Annotated in this window: 17 protein-coding genes; 8 read left to right on the forward strand and 9 right to left on the reverse strand. The window is 67.0% G+C overall.

The window, feature by feature from the left end; translation table 11 throughout:
* Positions 1–119: 119 nt before the first annotated feature.
* Positions 120–812, forward strand: coding sequence for a GntR family transcriptional regulator (locus AC06G6_RS20100; RefSeq protein WP_479825098.1), 693 nt, complete (start codon positions 120–122; stop codon positions 810–812).
* Positions 813–898: 86 nt separating this feature from the next.
* On the opposite strand, the gene AC06G6_RS20105 is transcribed toward AC06G6_RS20100, so the two are convergent.
* From AC06G6_RS20105 to AC06G6_RS20120, 4 genes are all read right to left on the reverse strand, one after another.
* A complete protein-coding gene (locus tag AC06G6_RS20105; protein WP_479825100.1) occupies positions 899–2,581 on the reverse strand; it encodes an ABC-F family ATP-binding cassette domain-containing protein in 1,683 nt (560 codons plus the stop codon).
* A gap of 43 nt (positions 2,582–2,624) precedes the next feature.
* Positions 2,625–4,613 (reverse strand): penicillin-binding transpeptidase domain-containing protein, encoded by a 1,989-nt coding sequence (locus tag AC06G6_RS20110; protein WP_479825102.1) that lies wholly within the window; start codon positions 4,611–4,613, stop codon positions 2,625–2,627.
* A gap of 185 nt (positions 4,614–4,798) precedes the next feature.
* On the reverse strand, positions 4,799–5,455 hold the full coding sequence (locus AC06G6_RS20115) for a response regulator (protein WP_463900534.1): 657 nt from the start codon (positions 5,453–5,455) through the stop codon (positions 4,799–4,801).
* The gene (locus AC06G6_RS20120; RefSeq protein ID WP_479825104.1) at positions 5,452–6,822 is read right to left on the reverse strand and encodes a sensor histidine kinase; all 1,371 of its coding nucleotides are present in this window, start codon (positions 6,820–6,822) and stop codon (positions 5,452–5,454) included. Before AC06G6_RS20120 ends, AC06G6_RS20115 begins: the two co-directional genes overlap by 4 nt.
* A gap of 187 nt (positions 6,823–7,009) precedes the next feature.
* Between AC06G6_RS20120 and AC06G6_RS20125 the strand changes: the two genes are divergently transcribed.
* Complete coding sequence (locus tag AC06G6_RS20125; RefSeq protein ID WP_479825106.1) at positions 7,010–8,104, forward strand: ABC transporter permease; 1,095 nt, start codon at positions 7,010–7,012, stop codon at positions 8,102–8,104.
* 45 nt (positions 8,105–8,149) lie between these two features.
* On the forward strand, positions 8,150–8,851 hold the full coding sequence (locus AC06G6_RS20130) for an ABC transporter ATP-binding protein (RefSeq protein WP_479825108.1): 702 nt from the start codon (positions 8,150–8,152) through the stop codon (positions 8,849–8,851).
* 30 nt (positions 8,852–8,881) lie between these two features.
* On the opposite strand, the gene AC06G6_RS20135 is transcribed toward AC06G6_RS20130, so the two are convergent.
* The 5 genes from AC06G6_RS20135 to AC06G6_RS20155 all read right to left on the reverse strand — a co-directional run bounded on the left by AC06G6_RS20135 (position 8,882) and on the right by AC06G6_RS20155 (position 14,782).
* A complete protein-coding gene (locus tag AC06G6_RS20135; protein WP_479825111.1) occupies positions 8,882–10,321 on the reverse strand; it encodes a phytoene desaturase family protein in 1,440 nt (479 codons plus the stop codon).
* A complete protein-coding gene (locus AC06G6_RS20140; protein ID WP_479825113.1) occupies positions 10,314–11,783 on the reverse strand; it encodes a glycosyltransferase family 87 protein in 1,470 nt (489 codons plus the stop codon). The genes AC06G6_RS20135 and AC06G6_RS20140 overlap by 8 nt, the downstream gene beginning before the upstream one ends.
* A gap of 159 nt (positions 11,784–11,942) precedes the next feature.
* Complete coding sequence (locus tag AC06G6_RS20145; RefSeq protein WP_479825115.1) at positions 11,943–12,083, reverse strand: hypothetical protein; 141 nt, start codon at positions 12,081–12,083, stop codon at positions 11,943–11,945.
* Positions 12,084–12,730: 647 nt separating this feature from the next.
* Entirely contained in the window at positions 12,731–13,315 is a 585-nt protein-coding gene (locus AC06G6_RS20150) for a histidine phosphatase family protein (RefSeq protein WP_282378878.1), read from the reverse strand.
* A complete protein-coding gene (locus AC06G6_RS20155) occupies positions 13,316–14,782 on the reverse strand; it encodes a CCA tRNA nucleotidyltransferase (protein ID WP_479825117.1) in 1,467 nt (488 codons plus the stop codon). It lies immediately after the preceding gene.
* 170 nt (positions 14,783–14,952) lie between these two features.
* Between AC06G6_RS20155 and AC06G6_RS20160 the strand changes: the two genes are divergently transcribed.
* From AC06G6_RS20160 to trxA, 5 genes are all read left to right on the forward strand, one after another.
* On the forward strand, positions 14,953–15,501 hold the full coding sequence (locus AC06G6_RS20160) for an NUDIX hydrolase (protein ID WP_479825119.1): 549 nt from the start codon (positions 14,953–14,955) through the stop codon (positions 15,499–15,501).
* 69 nt (positions 15,502–15,570) lie between these two features.
* Positions 15,571–17,616 (forward strand): murein biosynthesis integral membrane protein MurJ, encoded by a 2,046-nt coding sequence (murJ, locus tag AC06G6_RS20165; protein ID WP_479825122.1) that lies wholly within the window; start codon positions 15,571–15,573, stop codon positions 17,614–17,616.
* Positions 17,617–17,789: 173 nt separating this feature from the next.
* On the forward strand, positions 17,790–19,442 hold the full coding sequence (locus tag AC06G6_RS20170) for an ABC transporter substrate-binding protein (RefSeq protein ID WP_479825124.1): 1,653 nt from the start codon (positions 17,790–17,792) through the stop codon (positions 19,440–19,442).
* A 176-nt stretch (positions 19,443–19,618) separates the two neighbouring features.
* Positions 19,619–20,575 (forward strand): thioredoxin-disulfide reductase, encoded by a 957-nt coding sequence (gene trxB / locus AC06G6_RS20175; protein WP_479825126.1) that lies wholly within the window; start codon positions 19,619–19,621, stop codon positions 20,573–20,575.
* Positions 20,576–20,610: 35 nt separating this feature from the next.
* On the forward strand, positions 20,611–20,937 hold the full coding sequence (trxA, locus tag AC06G6_RS20180) for a thioredoxin (protein WP_282378867.1): 327 nt from the start codon (positions 20,611–20,613) through the stop codon (positions 20,935–20,937).
* Positions 20,938–24,821: the final 3,884 nt, after the last annotated feature.

The raw sequence follows: 24,821 nt of genomic DNA on the forward strand, positions 1-24,821 counted from the left end.
CAACACCGTGGCGCCCCTTGATTGTCTAACAAGTACACATGATCGTCAAGAGAGACTTGTTGGCTTGTCTGGCAAGATTGGGAGTGAATCAAGAAACTCTTGGCGGGAAGGGAGCTCCGGTGGCCGGGCGAATTGCAGCAGTCTCGATCGTGGACGCGGTCGCCGCGGACCTGCGGAGCCGGATCTTTGCCGGCGAACTGGGATCCGGGGATGCCCTGACGGAGTCCGAGGTCGCGTCCTCCTACGACGTGGCGCGGCCCACGGCGAAGGCCGCCATCGAGAAGCTCGTGGCCGAGGGACTGCTGGACCGGGGGACCCACAAAACCGCCCGGGTGGTCGAACTCGGCCCGGACTCGGTGCGGGACATCTACCTGGCCCGCGCGTACCTGGAAAGTGAAGTGCTCCGCCGGCTTGCGCGCACCCGGGACGTGCCGGCAGCGGCGGTGCAGGCCAACCGCGACATCGCGGCGGTGCAGTCCGGCGCTCCGCTCGACGTCGTCGAACCCGACATGCGGTTCCACACCAGCCTGATCGACGCCGTGGGCAACGAACGGATCAGCAGGATGTACCGCTCGCTCGTGGGCGAGGTGCGGCTGTGCATGGTCCGGGTCCAGTCCCTGCACCTGCTGGACACCGCGCTGATCCGGGCCGAACACCAGAAAATCCTTGAACTGATCGAGGCCGGGCAGGGCGAGGCCGCGGCCGAACTGCTCGACGAGCACCTCGGGCGCGCCCGGGAACGGCTGGTCGCCGCCATGGGGGGAACCGCCGGGCCGGAGGCCGAGCAGCCGTCCGGGCTGCTGCCGGAGTAGCCCGGCCCGCCCGGCAAGCACCGCGGGGTCACGTACCCCTTCCCGAGCGATTCATAGGCGGCCGGTGACCCTGCGGTGTGTGTTGGCTAGCGGACGCGTTCGACGCGCTTTTCGTCCCAGACGGGCTCGGCCGATTCGTAGACCCTGCCGTCGGAGCCAAACACCAGGAAGCGGTCGAAGGTCCGGGCGAACCAGCGGTCGTGGGTGACGGCCAGGACCGTTCCCTCGAAGTGGTCGATGGCGCGCTCGAGCGCCTCGGCCGAGTGCAGGTCCAGGTTGTCCGTGGGCTCGTCGAGCAGCAGCAGGGTGGCGCCGGAGAGCTGCAGCAGCAGGATCTGGAACCGGGCCTGCTGCCCGCCGGAGAGCGATTCGTACTTCTGCTCCGACTGCGGCGCCAGGCCGTAGCCGTCGAGCGCGCCGGCCGCGGCCTCCCGCCCCATGCCCGAGCGGTGTTCGTCGCCGCGGTGCAGAATTTCCAGCAGGGTCTTGCCCAGGAGGTCGGGCCGGATGTGGGTCTGGGCGAAGAAACCGGGGCGGATGCGGGCGCCGAGTTTCACGGTGCCCTCGTGCGGGACTTCGGCGATGTCGACGTCGGACACCGGCAGGTGCTCCCGTTCCGGGTCGGTGCCCCCGGTCGCGAGCAGGCGCAGGAAGTGGCTTTTGCCGGAGCCGTTGGAGCCGAGGACGCCGACGCGGTCGCCGAACCAGACCTCGGTGGAGAAGGGCTTCATCAGCCCGGTGAGTTCCAGCTTTTCGGCCACGACGGCGCGCTTGGCGGTCCTGCCGCCCTTGAGCCGCATCTGCACGTTCTGTTCGATCGGCAGCGCCTCGGGCGGGCCGGCTTCGAGGAACTTCGCCAGGCGGGTCTGCGCGGCGTGGTACCGGTTGGCCATGTCAGAGCGGAACGCGGCCTTGTTCTTGTACATGTTGACGAGTTCCTTGAGCTTCACGTGCTCCTCGTCCCAGCGCTTCCGGAGCTCCTCGAAGCGGGCGTTCCGGTCCGCGCGGGCGTCCACGTAGGAGCCGAAGCCGCCGCCGTGGATCCAGGCGCCGGCGCCGTTGATGCCCGGTTCGAGGGTCACGATGCGGCCCGCGGCATTGTTCAGCAGTTCCCGGTCGTGGCTGATGAAGAACACGGTCTTCTTCGACTCGTTGAGTTTGGCCTCCAGCCAGCGCTTGCCCGGGACGTCGAGGTAGTTGTCCGGTTCGTCCAGGAGCAGCAGCTCATCGGGGCCGGCGAAGAGCGCCTCGAGCACCAGGCGCTTCTGCTCGCCGCCGGAGAGGCTCGACGCCGGGCGGTGCTGCGCGCGGTCAAAGGGCAGCCCGAGCGCGGCCATGCAGACTTCGTCCCAGACGGTCTCGACGTCGTACCCGCCGGCGTCGCCCCAGTCCACGATGGCCTGAGCGTAGGCCATCTGGGTGGGCTCGTCGTCGTGCTCCACCATGGCCAGCTCCGCGGCATCCACGGTGCGGGCGGCGGCCGCCAGGGCGGGCGGTGCGGCGGAGACCAGCAGGTCGCGGACGCTGGATTCGTCGCGGACCTGGCCGACAAACTGGCGCATGATGCCCATGTTGCCGGATCGGCCGATCACACCTTCGTCGGCGATGAGGTCGCCGGAGATGATCCGGAACAGCGTCGTCTTGCCGGTTCCGTTGGGTCCGATCAGCGCCGTTTTGGTCCCGTCGGGGACCTTGAAGGTCACGCCGTTGAGCAGCTGCGTGCCGTCGGAGAGGAAGTAATCGATGTTGGAAACGTCAATATGAGCCACACTTCCATCCTCCCACGGCCGCCGCTGCGGCCCGTCGGCGGCGTCAGCCCGCGGCGGTGAGGAACTCCTTCAGCAGCGGGCCGGAGACGGTGGCGCCCAGCCCGCCTTCCTCGACGAACACGGCGACGGCGAGGTCCCCGTGCACGGCCACGATCCAGGCGTGGGTCTTGGGCGGGTTGTCGCTGCCGAACTCGGCGGTTCCCGTCTTCGCGGCCACCGGGGCGCCCGGGACGGAGGCGAGGAAGCCGGTGTGCCCGGAGGTGACCACGGCACGCATCATGTCCGCCAGGGCGGCGGCCTCAGCGGCGGTGACTGGGGTGCCGGAGGCCGGGGCCGGGGCGGGAGCTGACGCCGTAGAACCGGCGGAGGCGCCGGCGGACGGGGTGGCGGAGGTGCCGGCGGCTGCCGCCTCATCGGCTCCCGGGTTCAGCACGAGCTGCGGCGACACTGGCGCCCCCTTGGCGACCGAGCCCGCCATGATGGCGGCGGCGAGCGGGGACATGAGCACCTTGCCCTGGCCGATCATCGAGGCGGCATGTTCGGTCCCGGTGGCCTCACCCGGAACCGAGCCCAGGAACGCGCCGGCCCCCAGCGCCGGGGCTTCCACGGCGACGCCGAGGGACGTGGCGGCGGCTTCCAGCTGGGCCTGGCTGACGGTGTCGCGGGCGTTGATGAAGGCGGTGTTGCAGGAGTGCGCGAAGGCATCGCGCAGCGTCACGGATCCCAGCGAGGAGGCCGGGTAGCCTTCGGCGTTCTTGAAGGTCCGGCCGTCGACGGTCAGGGTGGCCGGGCACTCCACCGTGGACTCCGGGGTCATACCGTTGCGGATCATGGCCAGGGAGTCCACGATCTTGAAGATCGATCCGGGGGCGTACTGCCCCAGCAGCGCCGTGTCGTAACCGTTGCTGCCCGGTCCCGAGGCGGCGGCCAGGACGGCGCCGCTGGAGGGCCGGAGCGCCACAATGGCCGACGCCGGGCCCACCTTCCCCAGGATGTCCTCGGCCAGCTGCTGAAGGTTGGGATCCAGCGTTGTTTTCAGCGGCGTTCCCGCCTTCATCTCAAGCTGGAAGAGCGCCCGGCGCCCGCCGTTGGGCAGGGCCTGCCGTTCCTCGGCCGTGAGGCCCGCCTTTTCGGCGTAGACCTGGATTCCGTTGCTGCCGCGCAGCTGCGCGTCGTATTGCTGCTGCAGGCCGCCGGTGCCCGTGGTGTCCCCGGCGTTGAGCGCACCGCCGGATTTCTCGATCTGTTCGGCATTCGCCTCGGCGGCGGTGCCCAGCAGGGCGCGGGCGAAAGTGCGGGTGGGCGCCAGGGGGAGGAAATCGCTGATGGCCCGGGCGCCGGGAATCTCGCCGATCTGATCGTCGGTGATGGTCCGCCCGTCCTCGCGCAGGGTGATGGCGGTGACGAAGGCCTCCGGGCCGGCCGCCTGGACCTGCTGGGTGTAGGCCGCGGGGTCCACTCCCACCAGCTGGGCGAGCTCGGCGGCGGACGCCGCCGGATCGGCCGAAGCCAGCAGGGGCTTGTCGATGCCGACGTTCACGACCGGCCGGTAGGTGACCAGTTTGGCGTCGCCGGCGCCCAGGATCTCCGCCCGCGCCGGGGACTGGGACAAGGTACCGAGGACTTCCCCTGCGGCCAGCCCGGGGACCAGGGTGGCCGGGTTCCAGACGGCCAGCCACTGGTCGCCGGACTTCTTGAGCTCGGCGGAGGTGGTGTACTTCCACTCTCCGGAGCCGATTTTCCAGGTGTAGTTCAGCGGGACCGTGGCTGTGCCGGAATCCAGCGTCAGCTCGCCGCTTTCCGCCGCGGGCTTGGCCGGGTCCAGCGCCTTGAACACCTCGTTGAGCTGCTCATTCGCGGCGCCGGCGTCCTTGCCGTCAAAGGCGACGGAGCCGACGTCGAGCGCCGAAACGGCGGACGCAAGCTGCTTCGCGGCATCGCGCGCGCCAGCGCTGCCGTCGTCACAGGACACCAGCGAGGCGCCCAGAATAAGACCAACAAGGACAATTGAAATTCTTGATATTTTCCCCACCGCGCCATTATGCCCCGAGCCGCAGACAAACCCGCTGTCACAAAGTTCTCCTGGTCCGACGCTCCCGCCCGGATACTCCGGAGTGGACTCCACCGGAGGCCGGCAGGTCCGCGGAATTCCGGGGATTTCCCGCCGCGGACCACACCGCCCGACGGGGTAACTGGGCAGGAACGCGACGAAGGGGCTCAGAAGCGCCGGATGATCCGGCGCTGCGCGGCCACGGAGATCGCCGCCGTCCGGTTGTCCACGCCGAGCTTCCCGTAGATGTGCACAAGGTGCGTCTTGACCGTTGCCTCGGAGATAAACAGCTGCTTCGCGATGGCCCGGTTGCCCAGTCCCGTGGCAAGCAGCTCCAGCAGCTGGATTTCGCGGGCGGACAGGGCAGGTTCGGGATTGCGGATCCGCCCCATCAGCCGGGCGGCCACCTCGGGGGCCAGCGCGGTCTGGCCGGCTGCGGCGGAGAGCACCGCCTGGCGGATCTGCTCCGGCGGGGCGTCCTTGAGCATGTAGCCGCTCGCTCCGGCTTCCACTGCTGCGAGGATATCGGCGTCGGAGTCGTAGGTGGTGAGGATGAGGACAGGAGGGGCGGGCTGGCCGGCCTCGCCCGCCTTGATCCTGCCCGTCGCCGTGACACCGTCCATGCCGGCGCCCATCTGCAGATCCATCAGGACGACGTCGACCGGCTCGCCGAGGGTGTGGAGCCGGGAGAGCTCGGCGAGGGCTGCGCCGCCGTCGGCCGCCTCGGCGACGACGGTGAGGCCCTCGAAATCGCCCAACATGGCCCTCAGCCCGGCCCGGACCACCGGGTGGTCATCCACCAACAGGACGCGGATGTCGTTCACGCCGGGTTCCGCCCCGCGGAGTCCCCGAGCGGGAGCCGGATGGCCACCACCGTGCCTTCTCCGGGCGCGGACTCGATGTCCAGGCTGCCGGACAGCGCGGCCACCCGTTCCTGGAGCGATTTGAGCCCGTAGCCCGAGCCGTCGGGGCGCCCGGCGGCATCCGTGACCGCCGAGGGGTCGAAGCCCGCGCCGTCGTCGAAAATATCCATCGCCACTTCGCTGCCCAGAAAGGACAGGGTCACGACGGCGGTGCCCGCCCGGGCGTGCACCCACACATTCGCGAGGCTTGACTGCGCGGCCCGCAGCAAGGTGGTGCGGTACGGGTTGGGCAGATCCACCGGGGTTCCCTCAAGGTCGAAGCGGCAGCGCAGCCGGGTGCCGCGGGCGGCCGCCTCGGTTTCGGTCTTTTCGCAGAGCCTGCGCAGGCTGCTGACCAGGGGATCCTCCGGCGGGTTTCCCGCCGGGGTCTCCGCCGGGGTCTCCGCTGGCTTCGCCGCCGGATGCTCCGCAAGGGCGGGGGGCTGCAGGCCGCGGACGAAGTTTCGGGCCTCGGCCAGATTGGCCGAGGCGGTCTCCTGGACCGTCCGGAGCCGGTCCCGGGCCGTGGCCGTGTCCCCGTCATCGAGGGACTTTTCCGCCGAGCGGCCCATCAGCACGATGCTGGAGAAACCCTGGGCCAGGGTGTCGTGGATTTCGCGGGCCAGCCGTGCCCGCTCAGCCAGTGTGCCGGCATCGTGCTGGCTGCGGGCAAGTTCGGCGCGGGTGCGGCGCAGCTCCTCGGCGGCGAGCCGCTGTTTTTCGGCTTCAAGGTAGAGCGCCCGGTACGCCAGCCCGGTAACGACGGCAAAGGCCGCCCCGAACGCCGGTCCCAGCACCATCGGCAACTGCAGGGCGCCGCCATCCGCCCCGGAGTTGTGGAACCAGAGCGCCACGATGACCAGCACCGTGCTCAGCGCGATCGCCGGCAGCGCCAGCCGCAGCGGGAGCACGTGCAGCTGCAGGAAGAAGAGCGGGAAGGCCAGCCAGACGAAGTCGGCACTGGCCCAGATCAACAGCAGCCAGAGCAGGCAGACGGCCCCGAGCCACAGGTGCGCATAGGGCCGCGGATCGAACCGGGACGGATCTGTGGAGTGGCGTTTCTCCAGGACGGTGCCCAGCAGGTAGACCGCCGCCAGAATCAGCGCCAGGCCCAGGGCGAGCCAGCCCGTGCCCTGCAGACCGGCTCCCAGCAGCCGCACCACGGCAACCAGGAGCAGGACAGCGAAGCCGCTGTGCAGGCACACCCGCAGGACGCGCAGTATCACCGCGGCATCCGGGGTGCCGGCGGTGGCGGTCCCTGCAGGTGCGCTGCTGGCCTTGTCATCCATGCTTTCAGCGTAGTGCCGGGGCGGGCCGATTCCGGTCGGACCGACGTCCGGCGGGCCACGATCAACCTTTTGGTTGACCCGCCGGTCACCCATTCCGGCCGGCAGTCCCCACCGGGCGGGCGATGCCGGCGGCGTGCTGCAGCGGGAGGCTTGAAACAAGGCCTCAAACCCTAAGAAAGGGACTGCCATGTATCTCGCTCTCCGAGACCTCCGCTTCGCCAAAGGACGCTTTATTCTGATGGGCGGAGTCGTCGCACTCATCACCCTGCTGCTCGTGCTGCTCTCCGGACTCACCGCCGGCCTGGGCAACCAGTCGACATCGGCCCTCGCCGCACTCCCTGCGGACCAGATTGTCTTTGGAGCACCCGCCGGAGACAGCGCCAAGGCGTCGTTTACCGAGTCCGAGGTCACCCGCGGTCAATGGTCCGAGTGGGACTCCCGGGAGGGCGTCGCGCACACCGAGCTGCTGGGCATCAGCCAGAGCCGGTTCCAGGCGATCGGCCCCGCGGGCGCCCCTTCCGGGACGGCCAGCGTTGCTGTCTTCGGCACGGAGGGCGCAGGTCTGGCGCCGGCCCCCGTCGCCGAGGGAACGGTCGTGATCGGCAGCAGCCTCGCCGAGGAACTCCAACTGAATGCCGGCAGTCTCGCCACGGTGGGCGGAACCGAGCTCACTGTCTCCGCCGTCGTCCCGGACCAGTGGTACTCCCACACCGGTGTTGTCTGGACCACTCTCGGCGACTGGCGGACGCTGGCCCGCATCTCCGGCACTGATGCCGCCGCTACCGTCATCGCGGTCACCGCCGACGACGGACAGGCGCTCGACGTCGATGCCGCCAACGCAGCGGCCGGGACCGTCAGCACCACCCGGGACGGGTCCTTCCAGGCCCTGGGATCCTACAAAAGCGAAAACGGCTCCCTGCTGCTCATGCAGGCGTTCCTGTACGGGATCTCTGCCCTGGTCATCGTGGCCTTCTTGACGGTGTGGACCGTGCAGCGCACCCGGGATATCGCGGTCCTCAAGGCCCTCGGGGGATCCTCCGGCTACGTCCTCAAGGACGCGATGGTCCAGGCGGCGTTCGTGCTCCTGGCAGGAGCCACGGCCGGGGGTGCCGCCGGCGTGGCCGGCGGCGTCGTCGCCGCCGGGGCGGCCCCGTTCCTGCTGACCCCGCAGACCACCCTGCTGCCCGTGGCGGGCATTGTGGTGCTCGGACTGGCGGGCGCTGCCGTGGCGGTCCGGAGCATCACCCGGGTCGATCCACTCCTGGCCCTGGGCGGCAACTAGCCCCGTTCCGCACCGCACTCAAACATTCCATGAAAGGCATACACCGTGAACACCGCCCTGAATCTCGTCAACGTCACCCTCGAATACCCCGATGGCGACGGCACCCTCAAAGCACTTGACGACGTCACCCTGAAGCTCGCCCGGGGGGAATTCCTTTCCCTTGTCGGCCCCTCCGGGTCGGGGAAGTCCTCCCTGCTGGCCGTTGCGGCTACTCTCGTCAGGCCCACGGCAGGGCTCGTGATGATCGGCGGGATCGATGCGGGCGGACTGTCCGGGGCGGAGCGTACGACGCTGCGCCGGGACCAGATCGGCATCATCTTCCAGCAGCCGAACCTGCTGCCGTCCCTGACCGCGCTGGAGCAGCTGGTGATCAGGGAGCACCTGCGCGGCAACCCGGCGAGGGCGGCCATGGTCCGTGCCGCCGCGCTCCTGGATCTCGTCGGACTGGCCCCGGCGGCCGGGAAACGGCCCCACCAACTCTCCGGTGGCCAGCGCCAGCGGGTCAATATCGCCCGGGCCCTGATGGGGGATCCTGCCGTGCTGCTGGTGGATGAACCAACAGCCGCCCTTGACCACGACCGCAGCGAGGCGATTGTGCGGCTGCTGCGCCGGGTCACGGACGAGTTCGGCGTCGCGACGGTGATGGTCACCCACGACACCGGCTTCGTCCCGCTGACGGATACGGTCGCCAGCATGCGTGATGGCAGGCTCTCCGCCCTGCAGCCGGTCAGTCCTGCCCTGGCCTGAGGCCCGCGCCCGGGATGCAGCAGACGCCCCCTAGATCCGGAGGGACGGCACCCCCAGGCCAAATATGTCCCTGAGGGCATATCTGGCGGCGTGGAATCCTGGCATGCCTGTCACGCCGGGCCCCGGCGGGGTGGAGGAGGAACAGAGGTAGACGCCGCGCAGCGGGGTCCGCCAGGGGACCGGGCTGAGGACGGGCCGCCGGATGATGCCGCGGAGGTCCATCAGGCCGGCACTGAAATCCCCGCCGACATAGTTCTCGTTGTACTTCCCGAGTTCAGCCGCCGTTGTGACGTGATGGCCGAGGACAAGGTCGCGGAATCCGGGCGCGAAGCGCTCCAGCTGGGCCGTCACGGCCTCCGCCATGTCCACGGTGGATCCGGCCGGCACGTGGCAGTAGCTCCACAGGATGTGCCGGCCCCCGGGCGCCCGTCCGGCGTCGAAGCCCGACGGCTGGGAGACCAGGACATAGGGCCGTTCCGGATGCCGCCCTGCGGCGACGAGGTTTTCCGCCTCGGCCATCTCCGCACGGGTGCCGCCCACGTGGACCGTGCCGGCGTCGGCCAGCCCGGGTGCCGCCCACGGCACGGGGCCGGACAGGATGAAGTCGACCTTGCAGGCCGCGTTTCCAAAGCGGAACGACTCAAGGGCGCGGCGGTAGCGGTCGGGGAGCCTGCCTTCCGCCATTCGCAGCAGCCCGGGCGGCGCCACGTCCAGCAGCGTGGCGCGGACCGGGGGCAGCTCCGCCAGGGATCCGATCCGGGCGCCGGTTTCCACCGCCCCGCCGTGCGCTTCAATGTCCGCCACCATGGCCTGCGCAATCGCCGCGGAGCCGCCGACCGGGACGGGCCAGCCGACCGTGTGGGCCAGAGTCCCCAGCATGAGCCCGGCTCCGGCCGGAGCGGGGGCCGGGAGCTGCCCCACAGCGTGCGCGGCGACCCCGGTCAGCAGCGCGGGCGCCAGCTCCTCCCGGAACCGCAGCCCCCAGAGCGGTGAGCCCTGCTCCAGGACCCGGGCTCCGAACAGGGCGGCCGCCACCGGGTCGTGCGGTATCCGCAGGAGCTGGTTGAGCGTCAGGTCCGTAATGCCGTCCGCGCGCTGAACGAGCGGGGCCATCAGCCGCCCGAAGGCGCGGCCGTCGCGTCCCAGGCCGGCTACGGTGCGTTCGAGGGAGCGGTACGCCAGCGCGGCCCGGCCGCCGTCCAGCGGTGTTCCGTAGGAGACCTCGGGGATCTCCAGGCGGATCCGCCGGGACAGCTCGAACTCCCGGAAGAACGGCGAGGCCAGGGCCATCGGGTGCACCGCCGAGCAGACATCGTGAAAGTGGCCGGGCTCCATGAGTTCCGTGGTGCGCAGTCCCCCGCCCGGGGTGGCCGCCGCCTCGTAGACGTGCACCTTCAGTCCGGCGCGGGCGAGGGTCACCGCCGCGGCGAGCCCGTTCGGTCCTGATCCGACGACAGCGACATCAGGCATCCGCGGACGCCCTCCGCCAAGGGAGCACGGATGCCGCGGGCCGCAGCAGGTCCACCCGCAGCCGGTCCGGGACCCCTTCGAACGGCCCGCCCTGGGGATCATCCATCCCGTACCGGCGGACGACGTCGTGGCTGGGGTCCCAGATCTCCCAGGCCACCCGCGCCATGAGGTAGCCGGTCGCAATCATGTGGGAGACCACGGCCAGGACGTAGTAGGGCATATCAATATTGTGCTGGGAGACGCCGCCGCTCGTCACCTGTCCGAGGTACATCCAGACGGCCGCCCAGTGCAGCGCCTCGAAGGTCTGCCAGATCAGGAAATCGCGCCAGCGCGGCCGGGCCAGGGCAAGCAGCGGGATGAGCCAGATGACGAACTGGGGTGAGTAGACCTTGTTGGTCAGGATGAACGCGGCAACGATGAGGAAGACGAGCTGTGCGAGCCTGGGCCGCCGGGGCGCGGCCAGGGCCAGCGCGCCGATCAGCCCACAGGCCAGCACGAAGATGTTCAAGGCCAGGGTGTTGATCGCCTCGGGCTGCAGGGGGAGCCAGCCCAGCCGCCCCGCGACGAGGTTGTACGCAAACCAGGGCGAGCTGTAGCCCGCGGGCCGGTCCTCGGTGAACTGGTAGAAGTATTTCCAGCCTTCCGGGTTGACGGCGGCAACCGGGAGGTTGATGGCCAGCCATGCGGCGGCGGCGGCGCCGGCTGTGACCAGGACCGCCCGGATCCTCCCGGTCCGCAGGGCCAGCAGCAGGACTGCGCCAAGAATCAGCACCGGGTAGAGCTTCGTTGCGGTGCCCAGCCCGATGAAGATCCCGGCCAGCACGAGTTTGTTCCGGGAGAAGAAATACATGCCCAGGGCCAGCAGCCCAACAGCCCACATGTCCCAGTTGATAGTGCCGGCCAGAATGAGGCCGGGGGCCACCGCCACCATGGCCGCGTCCCAGGGCCGACGGCGGGCCATCCGTGCCGTGGCCAGGACCGTAACGATCCAGACGGCCAGGATCAGGGCGGCGTTGACGTCGAAGTAGGCCAGGATCCGGCTGGCCGAGACGCCCTCGCCGGGCACCAGCAGGGCCGTGGCGCCTGCGATAAAGCCCATGAGGACGGGGTACTCGAAGAACGTTCCCTGTGTGACGAAGGGGAAGGCACCTTCGCCGAGGCCGCGGTTCTTGAACAGTTCCGGGAAGTCCGAATAGCAGGTCGCATAGAACTGGCCCGGGGTTTCCCAGCCGTTGCCGCGGCAGTAGGACTTGAGCAGGACGCCGATCGCGGCTGCCAGAACGGTAAGCAGGATCAGGACGCGTTCGACGGTGAAAAATCCGGGGGAGACGATGCCGGGGGCAGAGCGGCGGCCCATGGGTCCACCGATCAGCTCCGTGAAGTTCCTCAGCAGGGGGTCGCTGCGGCTTGGAATGACCAGTCGGACACGTCTGCGGTGCTCCGGCGGCTTAGTCTCCTGCATGTCCCCGAGCTTACCGGGGCGGCTGCGGGTGCCGGTGCTGCGCCGGGCGGGCGGCTGAACGGGTGCTTAAGCGGGGGAGCCCACGCGTCGCCGCGTGGGCTCCTTGCGGATCGGTTCCAATGTCAGTCATCGGTTCCTCCTTCGATGCCGGGACCTGCCTCAGCGGATGAGGCCCATCTGGTGCATGACAACGTAGACGTCTTCACGCTTCTGGTCGAGGAGTTGTCCGTTGAACAGCGTTGTGTGCCGTGGGGCCGGTTTGAGGGCCCGGCGCAGTATGCTCTGGAGTTTCTGCTTCATGGTGGTCACCTCCCGCCGCCGGTTCGTGCTGCGCGGTCGGGCTGTGGTGCTGGCAATTGTCACGATGGACCTTTCATTGGTACTGCGGGAACGGGGGTAATTGGGCATGCCAATTAGGGCCTCTGTGAATTGAGGAAGAAAAGGCCGTAATTGGGGAGGGAAATGCCCGGCGCTAATTAAACGGTTTCGCAAAAGCGAAGGGAGGCCCTTGGACGCAGGGTGCCGCAACCCCAACAAGAAGCTGGGTTCCGAACTTTGGGGATGCTGCGCAACCGCGTGGTTCCGCCTGGTCAGTCCACTGTCACGGAACTCCCGGGAAGGGGAGTGCCGGTATCGCCTTGGCTTCGCTTCCTAGGTCAGGGACCTGGCGGCGGCGGGAAGGGTCAGGAGGCAGTCAGACTGAAATTTGGGCGCGATTCAGCGTCAGAGGCCGGGGTGACGGCGACGAAGTACATCCATCCGCTAGTCAAAGTAATCATTTATCCCAACCTCCTTTTCTGTTATGCCGTGGCTCCGGCTGACTGGCCGTGCGACGCGCGCCTCGACCCCGGCAGGACGCTCTGGGGTCAGAAATAAAAATACACCAACAATGCAGCACTTGACTACCGCATTCATAAACTTTCTTGAAGTTATTTTCTAAACCGTGTTTATAGTCCCCAGCGGACCACTGCCGGGGTCTTCTTGTCCCAGCCGAGGGTGCAGACTTTCGCGGTCCCGAGGATAAAGTGCCGGCCCTCGTGGGGATCGAGCCCCAGCCACCGGGCGGTGAGGATCCGGGAGAAGTGTCCATGGGCCACGATGAGCACATTGTCCAGGCCGGATTCCAGCACCCGTGCCACGATCTTGTCGGCGCGCGCGGCGACGTCATCGAGGGCTTCGCCGTTCGGCACCCCGTGGGTCCAGATCAGGTACTCCGGGTTGTCCTTGCGGATGAGGTCCGAGCTGATGCCCTCGTAGTCTCCGTAGTCCCACTCGACCGCGAGCGGCTCCAGCTGGGCGTCGGGGAAGCCGGCGAGTTCCGCGGTCCGGCGGGCACGCCGCAACGGGGACGTCAGCACCAGGTCGAAGTCGACGGCGTCGAGCACCTTGCGTGCCTCCACGGACTGCTGCTCCCCCTCGACCGTAAGCGGAAGGTCGGTGAGGCCGGTGTACTGGCCGCTCTTGGACCACTCCGTTTCGCCGTGCCGCAGGATCCACAGCTGCGGGCGGGGGGCGTTGGAAGGTGCAATCACTTAGGACTCCTCGGTTGAGAGTGCGACGGCGGACTCGGGCTGTGCTGCCCACCATTCGTGCAGTTTGGCCTCGGCGACGGCGGGTTCGAGCGGGCCGTGCTCCATCCGTTCCTCCAGCAGGAATTTGTAGGCGCGGCCGACAACAGGGCCGGGCTTGAGTCCCAGGAGTTCCATGATCCGCCCGCCGTCGAGGTCCGGGCGGACGGCCTCCAGCGATTCCTGCTCCCGCAGGGCCGCGATCCGGGCCTCGAGATCGTCGTAGGCGAAGGCGAGCCGCTCGGCCTTGCGCTGGTTCCGGGTGGTCACGTCCGAGCGGGTCAGCCGGTGCAGCCGTTCCAGCAGCGGACCGGCGTCGGTGACGTAGCGGCGGACCGCGGAATCGCTCCAGCCGGCTTCGCCGTAGCCGTAGAAGCGCATGTGCAGTTCCACCAGCGTGGCCACGGCCTTGATGGTGTCGTTGTCGAAGCGCAGCGCCTTCATCCGTTTTGTCGTCAGTTTGGACCCGACCATGTCGTGGTGCCGGAAGCTCACCGCGCCGCCCGGTTCGAAGCGTCGCGTGGCCGGCTTCCCGACGTCGTGCATCAGGGCTGCGAACCGCAGCACAAAGTCCGGCCCGGGCACCGGGCCGTCGGGATCCGTTTCGAGTGCGGCGGCCTGCTCCAGGACCTGGAGCGAGTGCTGGTACACGTCCTTGTGCCGGTGGTGCTCATCCGATTCGAGGCGCAGGGCGGAGACCTCCGGCAGCACGAAGTCAGCCAGGCCGGTGTCCACGAGGAGATCCACGCCGGCCCGGGGGTGCGCCGCGCAAATGAGCTTGACCAGCTCCTCGCGCACCCGTTCCGCGGAGATCATGGTGATCCGTTCCGCCATCCGGGACATCGCTGAGCGGACGTCCTCATGCACCGTGATCCCCAGCTGCGCGGCGAAGCGGGCGGCGCGCATCATCCGCAGCGGATCGTCGGAGAAGGACGATTCCGGCGCCCCCGGGGTGGCAAGGATGGAGGCGTGGAGGTCGCGGACGCCGCCGAAAGGATCCACGAGCTCCAGCGCGGGCAGGCGCAGGGCCATCGCGTTGATCGTGAAGTCCCGGCGCAGCAGGTCATCTGTCAGCGACGTTCCGAACGCCACTGCGGGTTTGCGGGAGTCGGGGTCGTACGCCTCGGCGCGATACGTGGTGATTTCGATCTGGAAGCCGGCCTTGCGCATCCCGATGGTGCCAAAGGCGCGCCCGATTTCCCAGTAGTTGTCGGCCCACTTCCTGATCAGGGCGACCGTTTGGTCCGGGGTGGCGTCGGTGGTGAAGTCCAGGTCGGGGGACACTCTGCCCAGGAACAGGTCGCGCACGGGCCCGCCCACCAGGGAGAGTTCGTGGCCGGCGTCGACAAACCGCTGCCCAAGCTCCAGGACCACAGGGTCCACCTGGAAATCAACAGTGTGCGAGTCAGTCTTGTGATGTGCGTGCGCCATAGTTTCTTAAGCTTGTCAGAAATCCCGGCCAGCACCACACCGAATGCTCGCCAAGTCCGGCTCCTGGCACCGAACCCGGGGACGGATCGGGCGATCCACTTTCCCGGCCGTCCACTTTCCTGCCATGTTTAGGTCATCAAGTGCGGACAAGAGTCGTTAGAGTGGACTTCATGGCCCATCCCATACCGAGCGCTCCCGGCAGGAGGACAAACGCACCGTTGCCGTCGGCAATCGGTGCCAATGTCGCGCCGGTGCAGCACTCCGGGCAGGCCTCGCTCCCCACGGTGGAGGAAATCTCCGCCGGCGGCGTTGTCGTGGACACTTCCGACGGCGAACTCCGGGTTGCGATCATTGCCCGCCTTAACCGCGGCGGGCGGCTGGAATGGTGCCTGCCCAAGGGCCATCCGGAAGGCAAGGAAAGCAACGAGGAAGCCGCCGTGCGGGAGATCGCGGAGGAAACCGGCATCGAGGGCAAGATCCTCGCACCGCTGGGAAGCATCGACTACTGGTTCACGGTCAGCGGGCACCGCGTTCACAAGACCGTCCACCACTACCTGCTGCAGGCCACGGGCGGGGAACTGACGATCGAGAATGATCCGGACAAGGAAGCCGTGGACGTCGCCTGGGTTCCCATCCTTGAGCTGGCCCGGAAGCTCTCCTTCCCGAACGAACGCCGCATCGCCGACCTCGCCAAGGAAGTTCTGCCGGAACACCGCTAGGCCCCCACAGTCGCCCTTAACAGACGCGGATAGCGCCTAAAGCCGTGCCCGGATGAGACGATGAAGACGATGTCATCAGCCAAACCCACCCCCGCGCACTCCGGCCCCGCCGATTCCAACGCCGTCCAATCCGGAGAAGTCCGTTCCAGCGCCATCATGGCCGCCGGAACGCTGGTCTCGCGTTTTCTGGGCTTCGCCAAGACCTGGATGCTGGCGGCCGCCCTCGGGCTGGGCTCCACGGTCAACGACACGTTCATCAACGCGAACAACCTGCCGAACCTGATCTTCCTGCTGGTGGCGGGCGGCGTCTTCAATGCCGTGCTGGTGCCCCAGATCATCAAGGCCAGTAAGGCTCCGGACAAGGGAGCGGACTACATCAGCCGGCTGCTGACGCTCGCCGTGCTGGTGCTGCTGACGCTGACGCTGACAGTGACGCTGCTGGCGCCGTGGGTCATTGAGCTCACGACGCAGGGGTACTCGCCGGAGCAGAAGGCCCTCGCGGTGTCCTTCGCGTTCCTGTGCCTTCCGCAGATCTTCTTCTACGGGCTGTACGCCCTGCTGACCCAGGTGCTCAATGCCCACGGAGCGTTCGGGCCCGCGATGTGGGCGCCGATCCTGAACAATATTGTCGCGATCGCCGGCCTCGGCATGTTCATCTGGACCTTCGGCGCCAACGCCGGCAACCCGCACACCCTGGACACCTGGGGCTCTACCCAGACTTTCCTGGTGGCCGGATTCTCCACCCTCGGCGTCATCGCCCAGACCGCCATCCTGCTGGTCCCGGTGTTCCGGCTCCGGCTCGGACTGCGGCCGCGCTTCGGCTGGCGCGGGGTCGGGCTGGGCCAGGCCGCCAGGCTGAGCGTCTGGACCCTGGCGACAGCCGCCGTCGGGCAGCTGGCCTTCCTGTACGTCATGCGCATCGCCACGATCCCGGGCGCGGAGCGCCTCCGGCTGGAACAGGCAGGGGATCCTGCCGCCGATACGCTGCCCGGCAACGCGGTGCTGGAGGTGGCCAGCCAGCTGTACCTGCTCCCGCACTCGATCATCGCGCTGTCGCTCGCCACAGTACTGTTCAACCGGATGACCCGGGCCTCGCAGGACGGGGACCACGCCGCGCTGCGCAATGCGCTCTCCCACGGGCTCCGGACCATGGCCGTGGCCACGGTGTTCGGCGCCCTGGCCCTGTTCGCGCTGGCCGGGCCGCTGGGCATGTTCTTCTCGGGCGGGGTGCCCCAGGACGGCGTCATGCTGGCCCAGACGCTGACCATCCTGGCCCTCAGCACACCCTTCATGAGCGCCAACTTCATGATGTCCCGCGTGTTCTACGCCAATGAGGACGCCCGGACCCCGTTCTTCATCCAGCTGGTGCTGGCCCTCGTGAACGTGGTTGCCGCGTTCACCATCCAGTTCCTGCCGTTCGATCAGATCATCTTCGCCATCGCCGTCCTCTACACCGGCGGCAATATCCTCTCCGTGATCGTCAGCGCGATCTTCCTGCGCCGGCTCCTGGGTCACCTGGACGGCCCGCGGATCGCCAACGCCTACATCCGGATGGGCTACGCCGCGCTGGGTTCCGCCCTGGCCGGTGCGGCGGCGTTGTGGCTGATGGGCAGCTACAGCCGGGACGGCTTCGCCTGGAGCACCCCCGCCGCCGCGCTGGTGACGATTGTCGTCGTCGGGCCCGTGATGCTGGCGGCCTACCTGCTCCTGCTGAAGCTCTTCCGGGTGACCGAGCTGAGCGACCTGCTGCAGCCCCTGCTGGGACGGCTGCGCCGCCGGTCGGCTGCGGAGCCCGCTGCCGGGACTCATCCTGACGGCGCCGCTGCAGGCCATCCGAGGCCGGAACGCGCCACTGTCGCGGTGGACACCGGACTCATTCCAAGGATTTCCGGGGAATTCGACGCCGCCTCCTTCCGTGCCGGTCCCGACCTGTCCGAACAGGACGAACGGGCCGGACGCACCGGCCCGGAAGGCGGCTACCTCCCCGCCGAGGATCTGCCCAGCACCGCGGAGGGCGGCCTGGGCGGCGACGTCCCCCTGCCCGGGCGCAGGACCTACCAGGGCCCCGCAGGGCGCAACCCCTACTTCCCGTTCGGCGGCAGGAAGAAAAAATAGTATCCGCCCGCGTCCGAGGCGCCGTGCTTCCGTGGCCGGGACCGGCGCATCGGCTAGGATCGAAGACTAACAAGGGGAGTTGCAGACCAGGGGTCCACCGGCTTTACCGGACGGCCTGCGGTCACTGATGAAGTGATCAGCTCGGCAGCACCCGGACAGTCTAGGAGGAGCCCGTGTCCCACCCGATCGATGTCGGATCAGTACTAGGTGGCCGTTACAAGGTCACTGCCACTGTACTGACCTCACATGACCAGGATCTGGTGCTGGACGGTGTGGACCAGGTACTCAACCGTGCCGTGAGCATCCTGGTGGCCGGCCCCGACAACGCTGATCAGGTGGCCCAAAGCGCCCGCGAAGTCGCCACAGGGGAACGTCCCGGCCACGTACAGATCCTCGATCTGGGGGTCAGTGAGGACACGACCTACCTCATCACCAATCACACTTCAGCCGCTGACCTGCTGGACCTGGTGGTATCGTCCCACCCGCCCTACGTCGAACCGTTCTTCACGGACACGCTGGGCAGCGAAATCTTCGGTCAGCCGCGCTCCCACGAGCCCGAAACCTACGACGGCCTCTACGACGAAGAAGAGGTGGACGCGGGGTACATCAACTACGGGCAGAACCAGAAGCCGGCCGCGCCGGCGCAGAAGGCCAAGCCGGCGGTGCCGCCGGTTTCCCCTGCCCGCCCGCCATTGCGTCCGGCCACGTCGACCCCCGCCGCTGGCGCCGCGGGCGCTGGGGCCGCGGGCGCTGGGGCCGGCGCCGCTGGCGCTGGGGCTGGGGCCGCCGGCGCTGCGAAACTGGCTGGCGGTGCCGCAGCGGGCGGTGCCGCAGCGGCCGCGTCATCCAGCGCGAAGTCCCCCGACACCGCATCGCAGGAGACCGCCCCCCACGTAACGGCTCCCCAGCCGGTCCAGGGAGGCTCACCGAAACCCGTTGCCCGTGATTCCACGGCGCCAACACCGGCGGAAAAACCCAAGGTGTCGCTGTGGTCAGACGAGGACTATGACCAACCCGCACCCGAGAGCGGGCGGACTTCCCAGCAGGGGCAGGCACCGGCGTTTGCCGCCGCGGCCGGGAGTGCCGCCGCGGATCGCGCCCCGGGGTTCTTCCCGGGCTCGGCCCGGACCAGCCACTCCGCCGCGGATGATGAGTACTACGGCAAGGACGAGGAACCTCCGCGCGAGCCCCGCTCCATGCGCTGGCTGGTCGGCGGACTGCTGGCCGCGGTCCTCGTGGTGGGCCTGGTTCTGGCCGTGACCAATCTCGGCAGTCTATTCACGACCACTCCTGAGCCCATCGCCGGCACTACGTCCCCCGGCGCGCCCGGTCCGACGTCGGCAAAGCCGTCAGGTACCGCCAGCGCCGCGCCGGCCTCCGGCCCGCCCGTCATTGAGGACGTCACGCGGCTAGGCAACTTTGATTTTGCCGGCACCTATGACGGTGACCTGGTCAAAACCTTTGACGGCAATGCCGCGAGCTACTGGTCGGACATGGAATTCGCCACGGACAACTGGGGTGGCCTGACCACCGAGGTTCCGCTCGTCGTCAAGCTCGAGAACCCCGCCGAGGTCTCCTCGGTGACACTGAGCCAGCTGGGGGCGTCCGGCGGCAGCATCAGCGTCTTCACCAACGACCGTCCGTCCCTGGACGGCGCCAAGCAGGTTGGCAGCAACAGCTTCACCTCCCCGGACCTGACGATGCCCCTCCAGGAGCCCACCACCGCGGAGTATGTCATCGTCTCTATCAAGACCCTGCCCAAGCTCGCGGCCCCGAAGACCCGGTACGGGTTTGGCCTCCGTCTGGCCGAGATCAAGGTCCAGTAGCAGGCCCTTCACCAGGCCGGTCTCCCGGCGGCCCTCAGGACCAAGACGGTATCCTGAGTGCTGGTGTCCTCCCGTGATGCCCAGTCCGACCGGAATATTCAGCACCAAGTAGTAGTTGTGCCATGTGGCCGGCCATCCAGGCGGGTGCATCGACAAAGGAAGAGGTTCACCGTTCAGTGAGCAACGCAGAAAACACCGCGTCCGAAGTACGTGATGTCATCATCGTCGGCTCCGGGCCCGCGGGCTATACCGCCGCGGTGTACACGGCGCGCGCCAACCTGAAGCCGCTGCTCCTGGCCGGATCGGTCACCGCCGGCGGCGAGCTGATGAACACGACGGACGTCGAGAACTACCCGGGCTTCCCGGATGGAATCATGGGTCCGGACCTGATGGAAAACTTCGAGAAGCAGGCTGCCAGGTTCGGTACCGAAATCCAGTTCGAGGACGTTACCGAACTGGAGCTCGACGGCGACATCAAAACCGTGACGATCGGCTCAGGGGAGACCTTCCGGGCGCGCTCCATCATTCTGTCGACCGGTTCGGCCTACCGTGAGCTCGGCTTGCCGAACGAAAAGCGCCTCTCCGGGCACGGTGTCAGCTGGTGTGCAACCTGCGACGGTTTCTTTTTCAAGGGCCAAGACATTGCCGTGATCGGCGGTGGTGACTCTGCCATGGAAGAGGCGCTGTTCCTCACCAAGTTCGCCAGCTCCGTCACCGTCGTGCACCGCCGCGACGCGCTGCGCGCCTCCAAGATCATGGCCGACCGAGCCCTGGCACACGAGAAAATCAACTTTGTCTGGAACACCGGCGTCGAAGATGTCCTCGGCCAGGACAAAGTCACCGGCCTTAAGCTGAGGAACCTCGTCGACGGAACCGAAACCGAACTCGCCGTCACCGGCGTCTTTGTGGCGATCGGCAACGATCCGCGCACCGATCTCGTCAAGGGCAAGCTGGACCTGACTCCCGAGGGCACTATTGCTGTTGAAGGCCGCACCTCGCAGACCAGCCTCAAGGGTGTCTTTGCCGCCGGCGACGTCATCGACCCCACCTATCGCCAGGCCATCACGGCTTCGGGGTCCGGCTGTGTAGCCGCCCTCGACGTCGAGCACTACCTCGCAGATTTCCACGCCTAACCGGCGCAGCATCCAACCGAAGAGAGACAGGGCCAATGAGCAACGCAAAAGACGTAACAGACGCTAGTTTCGGCACCGACGTACTGGCTTCTTCCAAGCCGGTCATCGTGGACTTCTGGGCCGAGTGGTGCGGCCCGTGCCGCAAGCTCGGGCCGATCCTCGACGAGATCTCCGTGGAGTACAGCGAGAAGGTGGACGTCGTCAAGGTCAACGTCGACGACAACCCGGCGATCGCGGCCCAGTACGGCATCACCTCCATTCCCGCCGTCTACCTGTTCCAGGACGGGGAAGTGAAGGGCACCGTGATCGGGGCGCGCCCCAAGCAGTTCTTCGAAAAGGAATTCGCGGACGTTTTGTCCTAGTCTCGGCGCGGTCTGTGCTGAGCGCAGACCAGGCGCCAAAGTGGTCCCACTTCCTCCACGGGAAGTGGGGCCACTTTTTTGTCAACTGAGCAGGTGCCGCGCCCTGTGTAGCGGGCCACCCTAGTCACTGATCAGTACGATGAAGAGAGCCAATAGGTAAAACAACTTAATTGTTTTGTTTTACTCAGTGCAATTGTCAGGTTCGTCTTTACCGCTGTCGGACTATTTTGGCGTGACCTGGGGTACGTGACCAACTGACGCAGAGGAATCGCGGGCGGGTGCGCCGTGCAGCGAACACGTTTCACGTGAAACAACACGCACCGCCGACAGCCAGCCGCCCACAATTTTTGTTGTGTCCCTTGATGGGGGAGTAAAACGGCGGCAACCTTGTTTCACGTGAAACATCGGCAAGGAAGCGGTCGCCTGTACTGCCCATCATCTGGTGGCAAAAGCCCCCATACTGATTCTTCCACCCCACCCCCAACACCAACGCCCGGCCCGGTTTCCGGAGTTGGGGGACAGGGGACGGTTCTCAGGCCCTGCTGAAAAACGGGCCGGACGCGTCCCCCGCCGCCGCTGGTATGCCGCTGAGAAGGCAGGTCGGGGGGCCTGACCATTCCTCTTCCGGAACGAGACCCTCGACCGCGGTGGCCGCTACGGTCGACGGGCAATTCCTTCGAGGCCACACCGATCATCCGGGGAGACGGAGTCCGCGAATCGCTTATCAAGCGGACGCCAACAAGGCATGATTGATACTCCCAATACTTTAGTCCCTGGCACCTTGGCGCTTCCGCGCCCCAAGATCCACGTTGCGCAGGGCGCGAAGGACGCCGGCTCGTTGGGGGCGCAATGTTTCACGTGGAACATCAGCCTTGAAGTGGAACAGGCGGCACGGATTGGGCTCATCGTGAAGCGTCGCGGAGGGATGACCTCGACCGCTTGCCTGCCAGGTTTGCAGATTGTGTTTCACGTGAAACATGGCATCCCATCCCGACCCCGCCGATCCTCCTTCGGTGCACCGGAACCATTATGACGCTGCACCCACCGGCGCGATGAAGGCACCTCATGTTTCACGTGAAACATGGCATCCCATCCCGACCCCGCCGATCCTCCTTCGGTGCACCGGAACCATTATGACGCTGCACCCACCGGCGCGATGAAGGCACCTCATGTTTCACGTGAAACATGGCATCCCATCCCGACCCCGCCGATCCTCCTTCGGTGCACCGGAACCATTATGACGCTGCACCCACCGACGCGATGAAGGCACCTCGTGTTTCACGTGAAACAAACTATGCAAAGGGGCCAAGCATGAGCAGCGTTGCGGGTGACCACGTGAAGCGCTTCGGCCACGAACCGTTTGTTTGGGCACTGCGTAGTGAGTTTCGAATTTCTGTCCCATGATTCGATAACCAACTCTCGTCTAAGCCTCACACCAAACCCCTGGGGCATGAGGCCGTGACGGCCGGAAGCTCTTCGTCTTCCTTGGCGCGTTCGAGAGACGTTTGGGGCGGCATCCAATCCGGAAAACGCCGGCGGGAAACCGGGACCCGTGGACTACTGCGGATGCAAAGCCGGGATGACTCGTGTCGCGATACCTGCACCGTACATGGGGGCATCGAAGTTGGCATCACAGTAGTGAGGAGAAGGTTCCACGTGAAACATTATCGTTGGCATCCCCGGCGTCACCGCCCGCCCGAATGGGAAATTCCAGCTGCAGACCAAGGCCGCGCTCGTGCCGGAAACAGCCCTGGACGCCTCCACACCGTCCTATCGCGTCAAGGAGGCGCACACTCCGAACCTCCACCGCAGAGGCTGCCGCATGGTCGTCCAGGCCGCAGCGGACCGGGGTAGGAGGAGGACCATCACAGATGTCGGGCCTGCTTGATTCGCGGTCCTACGCCGTCGTGATCCAACTACCGCCGGGGTCATGGTCGTGGACCTGACATTCCTGGTTGGACCGGGCCACGCCCAGGGTGTTGTGTCCCGGCTATGCCGCGCACGAAGGTCGACAGCAGGCCTGGCCGGAATGCCGACCGGGGAAGGGAGCACCAACAGGTCCCGGACCCAGCACCTGCGCCGGCGCCCGGGACAGGGGGCATCAGATTGCTCGCTAATTTCTGCACCGGTCCGTACGCCGCGACCCTCTCAAGCAGCCTGGCGGGGGACTTACGCCCCCAGAGATCTGCAACGTGGTCACTCAGCGAAGGCCCTGCAATGGACAGCGTGCTGTCTCTGCGTCCCGCATGCTGTCCGTCACGAGGAGAGTGCCAAAATCGATCCGTCGAAACTTCCCTGGGGACCCAACAGCCATCTGGCAAGAACGGTCGGCCCGGGATTCCGGGGGGGCCACGTCACGTGTCCCGGCTGCAGTGTCCGCGTCCGTGCATCGAACGAGATGCTGTGCCGGGTGATGCCGAAGCAAGAACCCTGGGCTCAACCTAATGGCCAGTCCGGGATTTTCCTGCCCGCCCGGGGAACCTTCGTGAGGGCCCACAGAGTCTTGCATGTGCCTATCGTGAACCTCCTGCGGCCTACGCGAGGCGCCGACTGACGTCTCAGCAGTCCCTGAACTTAGCCAGAGGACTTTTGAGATCGTGGCGGCAGCTCCCCAAAGAGCGGGGTATACAGGTCACAGAGGAGCTGGCCAGCTGTCAGCGCGCTGCTAGAGCTGTGGCGTAACGGTGGAGGATTCTGGCGCTGCTTGTGTATCGAAACAGAGTGTCGGGTATTCGATCCAGCCGGTTCGAGCGGATCCCCGATCGCCACTACGCACAGGTTTCTCCACAGATGTTATGCACATAGTTATCCACAGACTGTGAGGGATTTCTCACAGGCCCGTTCGGCGCACCTGCAACGCGGCAGGAGGGGCAGTCCATCTCCCGCATCAAGGCGCTGGTTCGGTACGCTGTCAGTAGCTGGGGATTCACCGCTGCCGGCATCATTCCATCCTGAAGTAATCGGGTAAATCCTGCATAAATAGGCGGAAATTTAACCGTCGGCGGGGGATTTAGAAAGTAATGGTTTGCGTGAATCACATCACGGTTCAGGAGCCGCGATTGTTTCACGTGAAACGCGGCATGCCCCGTCGCCGAACAGATGGGTCCACTGTTCACGTTAGGTCCACACGCCCAGCGGCGCGGCGTTCCTCCGAACGAGCGCGGCTGACTAATCCACAAAGTTATCCACAGCAGTATCCACCGGGATATCCACCGGGATATCCACCGGTCTATCCACCGTCCCTCCGCTCGTTCGAGACGCCTCGTTTGAGCCTGTGCACCCGCCTGGTCACCGCCCCCTGACATGATCAGCACCGTCGAAGGAAGCCTTGGATCAGCAGGGAATCCCCCCAAAGCCATACGTCCATTGCTCTTGACGCGGCGAGGGACCAGGCGCGGTGCCGCGTGCTCGCAGCTTCCCCCGCTGTCGCTCCCTAATGGAAGCCTCGAGAGCCAACGATCTCCGTCCCGGTACAGAATGTCTTCCCGGGGGAGTGCACCGTCCGGCATCCGGGACCGAGTCGAAATACACCGACCACCAAGAGCCTCTACCGCTCAAAGTCCGACGTCCAAAAACCCCCAGCCGCTGCGGTCGTTCAGGCTCACTGCCCGTCGATGGCAGGCAGACCCTCCACCGAAACCGTGCGGGGGGAAAGTGCCTGGGCAGACAGGGTCGGGGTCAGACTTCGAAAAGTCTCCATCCGAACCGCCCCTTAACACGGGGAGAGCAGCGGGGACGCGCCTCAGTTGCGTAGCTCCAGAAGCGGGGCCAATCCTGCGGCTGGTCGGAATCCCCGAAAAGTCCAACGTCGGACCCGGTCCGAGGGCCCCTGCCACTGTCAGGGGCCCCTGGAGCCGACCCAACGCGCCAAACAGACCCGCAAT

Source organism: Arthrobacter sp. CJL-S3 (assembly GCF_056711635.1).